Genomic DNA, 11,406 nt, shown 5'->3' with positions numbered 1-11,406 from the left:
ATGTCACAGTCACTAATCGTTGCACTGGATTTTTCAGGTAAGGCAGAGGTAGAACAGTTTTTAGGCCACTTTGAAGGGGAACAGTTATTTGTCAAAGTTGGTATGGAGCTATTCTATAAAGAGGGACCTGCTATTATTATGTACTTAAAAGAAAAAGGACATAAGATTTTTCTAGATTTAAAACTTCATGATATTCCGAATACAGTAAAAAGCGCAATGCGCAGCCTAGCTAGTCTAGATGTTGATATGGTAAATGTTCATGCTGCTGGGGGAAGCAGCATGATGAAAGCTGCGCTTGAGGGGTTAGAGGAAGGTAAGCAAGAAGGAAAAGAGAGACCGATTTGTATTGCAGTTACACAACTAACAAGCACTTCGGAAGCTATGATGAAAAAAGAGATTGGTATTGAGAAAACGTTAGAAGAAGCGGTTACTCATTATGCAAAGTTAACGAAAGAAAGTGGACTTGATGGCGTTGTATGTTCAACGTTAGAAGTACCAAAGTTACGTGAAGTATGTGGACCTGGATTTGTAACAGTAACACCGGGGATTCGTCTTGCAAGTGATGATGTAAATGATCAAGTGCGAGTGGCAACACCAAAACGTGCGAGGGAACTTGGTTCAAGTTACATCGTAGTAGGACGTAGTATTACAAAGGCAGAAAATCCGCTTGAAGCGTATAAAACAGTAAAACAACAGTGGGAAGGTGTAACAATATGAAAAAAGAAATCGCATCTCATCTATTAGAAATTGGAGCAGTATTTTTACAACCCAATGATCCATTTACATGGTCTTCTGGCATGAAATCACCAATTTACTGTGATAATCGTTTAACGTTATCATATCCAAAAGTACGTCAAGCGATTGCAGCAGGATTAGAGAAGTTAATCGAGGAACACTTCCCAACTGTAGAAGTTATTGCAGGAACAGCAACAGCTGGTATAGCACACGCTGCGTGGGTAAGTGATCGTATGGACTTACCAATGTGCTACGTACGTAGTAAAGCAAAAGGTCACGGTAAAGGGAACCAAATTGAAGGAAAAGCAGAAAAAGGTCAAAAAGTAGTTGTAGTAGAAGACCTTATTTCAACTGGCGGTAGCGCAATTACTTGTGTAGAAGCACTTCGCGAGGCTGGTTGTGAAGTATTAGGAATCGTATCAATTTTCACATACGAGCTTGAAGCAGGAAAAGAAAAACTAGCAGCAGCAAACGTAGCATCATATTCTTTAAGTGACTACAGCACATTAACTGAAGTAGCAGAAGAAAAAGGTATGATCGGACAAGCTGAAACGAAGAAATTACAAGAATGGCGTAAAAATCCAGCTGACGAGGCTTGGATTACAGCATAATTATAAAAAACACGACCGCGGGGGGAAACGCGGTCGTGTTTTAATAGGGATAGATGAATATTGTCTTACCTTTTATTAAAGCTCTTTTATTTGTTTCGTAAGTTCTTTAAATCTTTTATCAAGTTCCGTGTATGCTTCATCTTTAGGAGTTAGGAAGCTGAGTTTTCCTAAAACTTCTTGTCGTTCTGTTTCAAGCTTTAAACGTAGTTCAACGAGATTATCTCTTTTTTGAGATGTTTCTTTCGACTGTTTTTGTATGCTATTGTTTGAAAACACCAATCTGCTGGTAGTCGTTTTTTCAAGGAAGTATCGATCATGTGAAACAACAAGCAGTGTACCATTATATTGTGCTAATGTATTTTCAAGCTGTTCACGTGAAGGTAAGTCAAGGTGATTTGTTGGCTCATCTAAAATAAGCACATCTTTTTCATCTAATATATATGTCATCAGCTTACACTTTACACGCTCTCCCATACTCATGTGTTTGATTGGTTCTGTCCATTGAGAAGATTTAAATCCTAAATGATTCATTAAACTTTGTACTTTTCCTCTTTCTTCAAAAGTCTCTTTATAAAATAATTGTTCTGGTGTTTTTTCAACAGGTAAATCAAATACTTCTTGTGTTAAATAACCAACATTTGCAGATGGTGAAATCCATACTTCACCTTCAACAGTTTCATGTCCCATAATCATCTTCAATAATGTTGTTTTTCCACAACCATTAGGACCCATTAGTGCAATCTTTTCACCATGTTGAATTGTAAAATTAACTTTTTCAAATAATGTCCGTTCCTCAAAACATTTTTTTAATTGTTTTACTTCTAAAAAACGTTTTCCTACCTTTTTATTTGTTTGAATTGAAAACTCTACAATAGGGTCCGGCTTGACACGGTCTGTTTTCATCTTTTCAAGTTCTTTTTCAAGACGTTTTTGTTTCGACTTTACTTGTGCATCTGTTCGCTTTGCTTTGACACGATAATATTCTTTAAAACCCTCTTTTTTTGTCGACTGTGCATGTGCTTTTTGTGACCATGATGTTAATTCTTTCATTTGTGATTCTATACGTTCAATATTTTTTTGTTGTTTTTCATATTCGCGCTGCTGGGTGAGCCTCTTTTGCTCTCGAGCTTGCATATAACTCGTGTAATTTCCTTTATGCTCAATTAGTTTTTTATCTTCTATCGACCAAATTCTTGTTGCAACAGTATCTAAGAAATAACGATCGTGCGATACAACGATAATTGTTCCACTAGTGCTTTTTATCTGTTCAATAAGAAATTCTGTACTTTTTTCATCTAAATGATTCGTCGGTTCATCTAGTATTAGAAGGTTTGTTCCTTTCGCAAATCCTTTGGCGAGTCGGATTTTAACCTTTTCGCCACCACTTAACTTATGAAAATCGTTTGCTGGTACGCCCCATTTTGCAAGAAGTTCCGCTTCTACTGCTGAGATTTCGTTAGATGTAAACCCCTCTGTTTCTTGTTCAACATATGCCATTGTGACGTTCGTCTGTTGCCAGTCTAATTTCCCTTTTGTTGGTTCTATTTTTCCATTTATTAATTGTAGCAAAGTGGATTTTCCAGCACCATTTTTTCCTATGACGCCGATAATATCTCCTTGTTTCACTGTAATATTCAATTGTTCTAACAGGGTATTTTCCATTATTTCCACACAAACATCTTTTATTTTTAAAAGTTCTTTCATACTATCTAATCCCTTCTTTTAAAGGAGAACAAAAAAATCCTCCCAATTAAATTTGGCAGGATTAGTCGTTATATTATTTATACCCAAATAAGCTATTGTATGAAATAGCAATACTTTCTTATGGAGAATGGGCAGACTAATCCTATTTTTTATAAATTGAAATATCAAATTTCAACATTTAAAAATAAGATTAGTTAATCATCGTCCACCCATCATCCTTTCCATCATTAGTAATGATATTGTAGCACGGTAATGTTGTATTAGTAAATGAGATTATTTGTAGTACAAAAAAGAAAGATAAGAAAAAGTACATTTATCCTAGCTTGATAGTAATGGGGAGCATCAAAGAAACACAAATTTCGTACGATAAGGAATTTGTGTTTCAAAAAATTTAGCTTTATCGTACGCTAAAAAAGTTCCCCAAAATCATTTGTAGCAACTTTTAAGGTGTTTTTTTGCAAAATACGAAATGGATATTTATGTTGATTAAAAGAAGGAATTGTGAAGAGAGGTACTTAAGCGAATGGAGCAGGATAGTTGAATAACTCTCAAGTTTGATTAAAACAAGTGACTCAATAGACTAAATTGAATCACTTGTTTTCTTTTAAATAACATTGTTCAAGTATTTACTCTATTTGACAAGAATTGAAAAAGCACTAAATACCAATAAAACTGCCATAATTATATTAAACTGTTGTCGGTATTGTAATAAGAGCTTTTGAAAAACCGAGCCAAATAGACTCCAACTAAACGTACTCATTAAACCAACCATTCCTAAAAATAATGAGAAAAGAAGATAGCTGGAATATGAATTGTAATAGGGGAGAATAAAGGTTGCTACTACTGTAAGCCCAAAAAGAATACCTTTTGGATTAATAAATTGTAGCAAGATACCTATTAAGAAAAAGTTTCTATTACCTTCATCATTTTCGCCCGTATTCTCTTTACTGGTAAGTATTTTAAAAGCCAAGTATAACATATAACCTACACCCAAAATGGTTAAAGGAAATTCAATGATTGGTATAACACTTGTAAGTATAATATTAAAAAAGCTACACAATAATGTGAGAACAAAAAATCCAAAACTTACTCCTAAACAAAATGTAAATGTTTTCTTTAATCCATGTTTATTCGCAAACGTCATTGCCATGATATTATTGGGACCTGGAGTAAAACTGCTAATAAAAACAAATAACAAAAATGAAAATAAAGGCATTTTTAGCCTCCTCCTTTTCATGGGTGTATGTTATAATGTCCAAAATGAACAATATAACGTTCTGCTTTTTATTATACATAATGGTCGTTATAATGTATACAGTATAGGAGTGATTTTATGGAGGAAATTCAGCTTATTCTTGCAAAGAATTTAAAAGCTATCAGAGAGAAGGAAAAATTAAGTCTGGGGAAGGTCTCTCAATTAAGTGGAGTAAGCAAAACGATGATAGGACAAATTGAAAGAGGAGAGTCAAGTCCAACTCTTACAACGATTTGGAAGATAGCGAATGGATTAAAAATTTCCTTTACTTCCCTAATAAATAATCCACAGCCTGATACGACAGTTGTTTTAAGAAATGAAATTCAAGTATTGTCTGAAGACAATGGAAGGTATAGAGTCTATCCTTACTTTCCCTTCCAAGAGGATAGACGCTTTGAAGTTTACTCTGTTGAAATTGAAAAAGAAGGGATATTAAGTTCTGATTCCCATAGAGAAGGAACTGAGGAATTTATCACTGTTTTTGATGGAGAAGTAACGATTCATGTTAGTGAATGCAAATATAAATTAAAAAGTGGTGATTCAATCAGATTTAAGGCTGATAGACCTCACACATATTATAATTCTGGAGAAACATTAACTCGATTAAGTATGACGATATATTATCCAAGCTAACAAGTAACCTAAAAAAGTCCACTTTCTTAACATAAAGGAAGTCGACTTTTTTATCATTTTAACCGAGAAGAACCCCTCCTCTAAACGAAGTGAAGGTGGGGGTAGTTCAATGGGAGAATGTTTAATTAACCATTTCTTTTTCGTGATGGTCACTTGTACATGAAGAAATAGGACTATCTAATAGAAGTCCTAAATTTTTACTAATTGTCAATATTATGCCTTAAAAGAACTTAAATAAAAATATTAGAATTTTCCCTCTACAGCTTCATATCCTTTTACAAATAATAAAGTTATATAAGAAACGATAAATGAGAAAATGCTATACATGCCAACCCAAAAGAAAAAGGATGGGGTAAACAATGTAACTCCTAATATTAGAAATATAGCAAACGTTATAATTGGCATTACGTAATACGTTCTTGTTCTACGTGTTCCAATTATTGAAACAATAAAGATAAGTAATGGACAAATAAATAAGACGAAAATTAATTCACTCATGGTCATGTCCCCTTTTCTTACGAAGTAATATGTTTCTCGTAAACGTTTTGGAATAATTGTTGTTCTAATATAATTTCGGTAGATGGTTTAGAATCCCTTTGTGAAATCAGTATATTTTAACAATTTACAAGAGAAAACTGTAAGAAAAGAAAATCTTGCTTACGGTTATAAAAGAAACATCGCTACAATTGTAGTAACAAATAATCCGATAACAACCGGTATAAAATTTCGCCGTGCAAGTTCAAATGGATCTACTTTACAAATTGCTGCTGCCGGAATAAGTGCCCAAGGAATTAAGGTGCCGCCTCCAGTCCAAATGGCAGCTACTTGTCCAAGTGCTGTTAACGTAGCTGTTCCGTGTCCAAGTGCTGTTCCAAAAAGATTTGCAATAGAGCCGGCAAGAGAAATACCAGAGAATCCAGAGCCGTCTAAACCGGTGATAACACCAACACCGGTCAACGTAATGGCAGAGACATATTGGTTAAGAGGAACAGTTTGTGAAAGGGCAACACCTAAATCATTAATAATCCCATGCGATCCTTTTGGTAAATAGTCTCCAATAATTTTGACAAAACCGCTGTCGCCTAAGTAAAAAAGTGCAGCAATGGGAATGATGGGACCGAAAATTTTAAAGCCAAATTGGAGCCCTTGGATAAAATAATCAGTTGTTTTTTCAAATCCTTTTCCTCTATATGCAATGAGGGAAATGATGATAATCATTACAACCGTTGTTCCACCAATAATTGCTGTTGCATCACTTCCTTGTAAATGAAATTGAATCATACACAGAATATCAATGGCATAAATGATAGGAATACAAATTGCGAGCCATCTTTTGACCCGAGGAGTAAGAGAAGTGAGGGTTTTAGATAATACAGTTGATTCTACATGGCTTGTATGCAACGAACCTGTTTGAAATTCTTTTCGTAAGAAGAAAAAGGCGACAGAGGTTGTAACAACACCCATAACGATAACAAGAGGAACACTGGCAGAAACAACGCTGGAAACAGGAAGACCAGCAGCATCGGCTGTTAATTTTGGAGCGCCTTGAATAACGAAATCCCCAGATAAAGCAATCCCGTGTCCGAATAAGTTCATGGCAATCGCCACACCGATTGGTGGAAGACCGACGCGAACGGCAACTGGTAACAAAATTGCTCCCATTAACGCAACGGCAGGAGATGGCCAAAAGAAGAAAGAAATCGTCATCATTAAGAGACCGATAATCCAGTAGGCAAGAGTAGGGGTACGAATCATTTTTGTAAATGGTGAAATCATCGTATCGTTTATTCCGGTATGCACGAGTAAATTGCTCATCGAAACAATAATAGAGATGATTAAAATTGTTGGTAGTAGTTCGGTAATGGCATAGATAAGACTTTGAAAAATCCCGCTAACAGCAAGAGGAATAGAATGTGTTGCGGTTAGAGCTAATAAAAAGATAAAAACAATACAAATGATTGTCGTATCTTTTCGGAGAATAAAAAAGGTGATAATTGTAAGTAAACAAAGAATATAGAGGGCGTGCAGAAGTGTTAATTCTACTCCCATTATGCTCACATCCTTTAGGCGTTCGTGTAGTTTAGTTTATGAAGAGATTGGGAGTGTGTGAGTGTAGGAAGAAAATATATAGTTTCATGCACTTTAATAATGAAAGAAAAAAGGCATCATCACGATTGTTGAATAGATAATGCCTTATTAAAGGGATGTATTCGTTATTTCATATAGTCAGGTTTCCAGAAACCTTTAAAAGAAGGATCTGTTTCAATAAGTTTTTTAAACTCTGGAGAGTGATAGGCTTCAATAATGTCTTTTACAAATTGTTTATTTTTATCTTCTTGACGGACTGCTACTAAGTTTTGATATTCAAAAGGCGGGTCTTCAATTGCTAAGGCTTCGCTAATTTTAATACCGGATGCAATTGCGAAGTTCCCGTTGATTAAAGCATAATCAGCATCGTCTAATGATCTTGGTAACTGTGGTTGTTCAAGAGTTGTAAAAGAAAAATCTTTATTTCTTTTTGATATATTTTGCTCAGATACAGTAAGAGGATTGATGTTTTGTGTTAGAGTTAACCAATTAACTTCTTCAAGAATTCGAAGGCTGCGTGCGAAATTTACCGGGTCGTTTGGTGCGGTAATTTTAATTTTACTATTCACCTCATCTAGTGATTTATGTTTTTTTGAATATAAGCCCATTGGTGCAGTAGGGACTTTTAACACTTCAGATAAGTTCAATTTGTTTTCTTTAGTAAAAGCTTTAAAATAAGCTGTGTGTTGGAATATATTTACATCTAATTCACCTTTTGATAATGCGAAGTTTGGTTGAACAATATCATTAAATTCTACAATAGAAATTTTATATCCCTTTTTTTCTAAATAGGGTTTAATAACTTTTCGTACTTGGTCACTATATGGACCAGGAGTAAATCCAAATACTAATTCTTTTTTAGCAGATATATTTGTAGAAGCAGTTTTACTTGTTTCTAAATTGGAAGTACAACCAATGAGTAAAAGTAACATAACAATAAAAATCAATAGTCTTTTCATTTGTGGCATCATTTCCTTTCTTTGTTATTTTTTTATCCTGCATTAACGGGCAGTAAGACCCCCACTTCAAAATTCAGCAAGAGCAAAGAAGTTAGGTGGGGGATCAACTGACCGTAAAAGCCCGATTGGTGCGGGCTGATTAAAGTTTCACTTTATTGAGCTTGAGATTGTCTGTGGAGTGGTGAGATATTTCAAGCATATAAACGTATAAAAAGAAAAGAGGTATGAATATAATTTCATACCTCTGGTGATCCAGTCAGAATCAAAATTTAGTAAACGTATGTATTTAATTGGTTTAAATGTATTATAAAAGGGAATCTATTTATATTGCAACTATTTATTTGGAAAATTATTCATGTAATTTTCTTTTAATGACAAAACATTTTAATAATTCATACTTGACAACTCTGTTTTGTTGGTATTAGAATGGAACAAAGTTATTTATTAAGTATAAAATCTGCTGACTGGACAGCCAGAGGCCTTTCGTGTATATACGCGAAAGGCCTTTTTATTTTGGTTGAAGGAGGAATCTGTGTAGTGACCAAATCAATTGGGAAAAATTTTATAGAAAGCTTAGATGATAATCGATCTGTTTGGATAAGTGGTCGTAGAATTCAATCTGTTTCTAGTAATTTAGCTTTTAAAGGAACGTTACAAACATTAAGCTCTTTAATGAATACGTTAGAAAATCCATCTACTCAAAAAATAGTAGGGCACGTCAGTCCTAAAACAGGAAGTTACGTTCACAATGCTTTTTTAGTACCGAAGAATCATGAAGATTTAAAAAGAAGAAAAGCAGCTTTTGAGTTATGGGCGAGTCAAACCTACGGTGTGATGAGTAGATTATCAGAATATGCAAGGTCTCTTGTAACGGGTTTGTATGCATCTAAATCGTATTTTCAGATGTTTGATTCTCAGTTTTTGGATAAAATAACGGAATATTTCGAGAAATCTCGCGATGAAAATAGGATGATTACGACAGCTATATTAGATCCGCAAATAGATAGATCAACAGATATTTATAATCAAAAGGATGATGCGATTTTACGTGTTATCCGCGAAACAAAGGATGGGATTGTAATACGAGGGGCTAAAATGATTGCGACAGCAGCCCCTTATTCTCATGATGCGATTATTATGCCGCATCAGCGTTTAAAGGATGAAGATATTTCAACTACAAATTTACTGATTGTACCTCTTAATTTACCTGGGATTCATATCGTATGTCGTGAATCGTTTGCAGAGCAAGAAGCAAATCGATTGCCTTTAAGTGCTAGATTTGAAGAAATGGATGCAGTGTTGATTTTTGATGATGTACTTGTCCCTTGGGAGAGAGTGTTGATTCGTGGGAATGCAGAAGGAGTATGGCAAGCACAGCGACAGCAAAAAACAAATGAATTAGCGAACCATCAAACTGTTGTAAGATTGGTGAAAAAGTTAGAGTTTGTGACAGGAGTAGCCATTGCTGTTGCGGAGTCAATCGGAGCGGATCATTTCTTACATGTACAAGAAAAGCTCGGAGAACTGATTATGCAAGTAGAAAGCATTTCAGCTTTATTGACTGCGTCTGAAGTAAATGCGAAGTTAAATGAATTCGGTGTATTTGTCCCAGATGCAACCCCATTGTATACTGCTAGAAATTTAGGAACTCGTTTTTATCCACGTGCATTAGAAGTAATACAACAAATCGGAGCTGGCGGATTGATTCAAATACCTTCTGGAAACATCGGGGAATTTAGTGAAATAGATGAATTGATTCATAAATATTTTAAAGGGAAAAATATTGAGGCAGAGCAGCGGATTCAATTATTTCGCCTTGCTTGGGACTTAGTAGGAAGTGAACTGGGATCTCGGCATGAATTATATGAAAGGTTTTATACAGGAGATCCAGTCCGGATGTTTGCTTTTCAATATGAAATGTATGACAAACAAGTCCTTCATAAAAGAATAGAGGATGCGCTTCAGGTGTTTCATAAACAAGTAAAGGAGGATGAAACAAATGGGTTACGGTCAAAAATATCTATCCCGTTTAAATGATGGTCGTAATGTTTGGTTACAGGGAGAGCTTGTAAAAAATATAGACACTCATCCAGCTTTTGAGGGGACAATTCAAACTTTTGCAAAGCTTCTAGATATGCAGAATCACCCAGAAACAAGAGATAAACTTACTTTTATTTTAGATGAAAATAAGGATAGAGCAAATCTTGCGTTTTTGGTACCTAAAACTACTCAGGATTTGGCAAGAAAAAGAGAGGCTTATAAAGTATGGTCTGATGCTACTTTTGGTGTGATGAGTAGACTTTCAGAATATTCACGTTCGCTCATTACAGGATGGTATGCAAGTAGACATCGTTTGGGGAAAAATGTGAATCATTTCGCTGAAAAGATAGAGCGGTACTATCAAAAAAGTTGTGTGCTTGATTTGTTATCTACAACAGCAGCACACGATCCACAAATTGATCGTTCGAAAAAAGCATCAGAAATGATAGATCCTTATACGATGGTCAGGATTGTAAAGGAAACAGAGGATGGAATAGTTGTTCGAGGTGCAAAAATGATTGCAACAGCAGCTCCATATGTAGATGAATTACTTGTTTTTCCATATCATAAAAGACCGCAAGAAGACATTCGATATGCAACAATGTTCGCTGTCTCTGTAAATACACCTGGTGTCCATATTGTATGCCGTGAATCATTTGCCTCCGAATATGAAGAGGATCATCCTTTAAGTGCCCGTTTTGATGAGATGGATTCGGTAGTGATTTTTGAAGATGTATTAATTCCATGGGAAAGAGTGTTTATTAAAGATGATCCGGAAGCTATTTGGAAGACACGGACAGATCCTGTTGTCTCCGCTTTAAGCCAACATCAAACGGTTGTTAGGCTTATTAGTAAATTGGAGTTTATTACAGCTTTAGGAAATGAAATTGCGGTATCTATTGGTGTTACACAGTTCTTGCATGTGAAAGAAAAGTTAGCAGAATTGATTATGCAGCTTGAAACTATAAAAGCATTGCTTCTAACAGCAGAGCATCAAGCAAAAATTTATGAAGGAATATTTTTACCAGCAATTGTACCATTAACAACTGCTAGAAATTTAGGAACTCGCTTTTATCCACGGGCTATTGAAATCTTACAGCAAATTGGCGCAGGTGGGTTATTACAATTACCATCTGAATTGCAAGAGTTACAAGGGCCTATTGGTCATCTACTTCATCGATATTATAACGGTGCAGACCGTAATGCAGAGAAGAAAGTGCGACTGTTCAAATTAGCTTGGGATATCATTGGTAGTCCACTTGGTGCACGGCATGAGTTGTATGAAAGATATTATTCAGGTGACCCAGTTCGGACGTTTGCAGCTCAGTATCAAGGATATGATACGAAAAAGCTCACAAAACAACTAACACCATTTCTTTGA

At 35.2% G+C, this 11,406-nt stretch carries 10 protein-coding genes; 5 read left to right on the top strand and 5 right to left on the bottom strand.

What is annotated here, in order from left to right; genetic code table 11:
* Both pyrF and pyrE read left to right on the top strand, forming a co-directional pair.
* Positions 1 to 717: an orotidine-5'-phosphate decarboxylase gene (gene pyrF, locus J4P91_RS03720; RefSeq protein WP_207993000.1), complete on the top strand. Its 717-nt coding sequence runs from the start codon at positions 1 to 3 to the stop codon at positions 715 to 717.
* Entirely contained in the window at positions 714 to 1,346 is a 633-nt protein-coding gene (pyrE, locus tag J4P91_RS03715) for an orotate phosphoribosyltransferase (protein WP_097895132.1), read from the top strand. The genes pyrF and pyrE overlap by 4 nt, the downstream gene beginning before the upstream one ends.
* A gap of 75 nt (positions 1,347 to 1,421) precedes the next feature.
* On the opposite strand, the gene abc-f is transcribed toward pyrE, so the two are convergent.
* Both abc-f and J4P91_RS03705 read right to left on the bottom strand, forming a co-directional pair.
* On the bottom strand, positions 1,422 to 3,050 hold the full coding sequence (gene abc-f, locus J4P91_RS03710; RefSeq protein ID WP_207992999.1) for a ribosomal protection-like ABC-F family protein: 1,629 nt from the start codon (positions 3,048 to 3,050) through the stop codon (positions 1,422 to 1,424).
* A gap of 631 nt (positions 3,051 to 3,681) precedes the next feature.
* A complete protein-coding gene (locus J4P91_RS03705; RefSeq protein WP_207992998.1) occupies positions 3,682 to 4,266 on the bottom strand; it encodes a LysE family transporter in 585 nt (194 codons plus the stop codon).
* Between the two features lie 117 nt (positions 4,267 to 4,383).
* Between J4P91_RS03705 and J4P91_RS03700 the strand changes: the two genes are divergently transcribed.
* A complete protein-coding gene (locus J4P91_RS03700; RefSeq protein ID WP_207992997.1) occupies positions 4,384 to 4,938 on the top strand; it encodes a helix-turn-helix domain-containing protein in 555 nt (184 codons plus the stop codon).
* 243 nt (positions 4,939 to 5,181) lie between these two features.
* Here the strand turns inward: J4P91_RS03700 and J4P91_RS03695 are convergent, their stop codons facing one another.
* From J4P91_RS03695 to J4P91_RS03685, 3 genes are all read right to left on the bottom strand, one after another.
* Positions 5,182 to 5,436 (bottom strand): YbeF family protein, encoded by a 255-nt coding sequence (locus J4P91_RS03695; protein WP_207992996.1) that lies wholly within the window; start codon positions 5,434 to 5,436, stop codon positions 5,182 to 5,184.
* Positions 5,437 to 5,601: 165 nt separating this feature from the next.
* A complete protein-coding gene (locus tag J4P91_RS03690; RefSeq protein WP_207992995.1) occupies positions 5,602 to 6,987 on the bottom strand; it encodes a hypothetical protein in 1,386 nt (461 codons plus the stop codon).
* Positions 6,988 to 7,151: 164 nt separating this feature from the next.
* The gene (locus J4P91_RS03685; protein ID WP_207993048.1) at positions 7,152 to 7,985 is read right to left on the bottom strand and encodes a MetQ/NlpA family ABC transporter substrate-binding protein; all 834 of its coding nucleotides are present in this window, start codon (positions 7,983 to 7,985) and stop codon (positions 7,152 to 7,154) included.
* A gap of 537 nt (positions 7,986 to 8,522) precedes the next feature.
* On the opposite strand from J4P91_RS03685, the gene J4P91_RS03680 reads away from it, so the two are divergent.
* Together J4P91_RS03680 and J4P91_RS03675 are read left to right on the top strand one after the other, a co-directional pair.
* Positions 8,523 to 10,022, top strand: a complete 1,500-nt coding sequence (locus J4P91_RS03680) for a 4-hydroxyphenylacetate 3-hydroxylase family protein (protein ID WP_207992994.1) — start codon at positions 8,523 to 8,525, stop codon at positions 10,020 to 10,022.
* Positions 9,985 to 11,406: a 4-hydroxyphenylacetate 3-hydroxylase family protein gene (locus tag J4P91_RS03675; protein WP_207992993.1), complete on the top strand. Its 1,422-nt coding sequence runs from the start codon at positions 9,985 to 9,987 to the stop codon at positions 11,404 to 11,406. Before J4P91_RS03680 ends, J4P91_RS03675 begins: the two co-directional genes overlap by 38 nt.

This window comes from Bacillus sp. XF8 (assembly GCF_017498755.1).
In the GTDB taxonomy this organism is placed as follows: domain Bacteria; phylum Bacillota; class Bacilli; order Bacillales; family Bacillaceae_G; genus Bacillus_A; species Bacillus_A bingmayongensis.
The sequence above is the reverse complement of the archived record's forward strand: the minus strand, read 5'-3'. Positions and strand labels throughout refer to the sequence as shown.

Coding starts and splice junctions, on each gene's coding strand:
- pyrF (WP_207993000.1), top strand. CDS start 1: ATGTCACAGTCACTAATCGTTGCACTGGATTTTTCAGGTAAGGCAGAG.
- pyrE (WP_097895132.1), top strand. CDS start 714: ATGAAAAAAGAAATCGCATCTCATCTATTAGAAATTGGAGCAGTATTT.
- abc-f (WP_207992999.1), bottom strand. CDS start 3,050: ATGAAAGAACTTTTAAAAATAAAAGATGTTTGTGTGGAAATAATGGAA.
- J4P91_RS03705 (WP_207992998.1), bottom strand. CDS start 4,266: ATGCCTTTATTTTCATTTTTGTTATTTGTTTTTATTAGCAGTTTTACT.
- J4P91_RS03700 (WP_207992997.1), top strand. CDS start 4,384: ATGGAGGAAATTCAGCTTATTCTTGCAAAGAATTTAAAAGCTATCAGA.
- J4P91_RS03695 (WP_207992996.1), bottom strand. CDS start 5,436: ATGAGTGAATTAATTTTCGTCTTATTTATTTGTCCATTACTTATCTTT.
- J4P91_RS03690 (WP_207992995.1), bottom strand. CDS start 6,987: ATGGGAGTAGAATTAACACTTCTGCACGCCCTCTATATTCTTTGTTTA.
- J4P91_RS03685 (WP_207993048.1), bottom strand. CDS start 7,985: ATGAAAAGACTATTGATTTTTATTGTTATGTTACTTTTACTCATTGGT.
- J4P91_RS03675 (WP_207992993.1), top strand. CDS start 9,985: ATGGGTTACGGTCAAAAATATCTATCCCGTTTAAATGATGGTCGTAAT.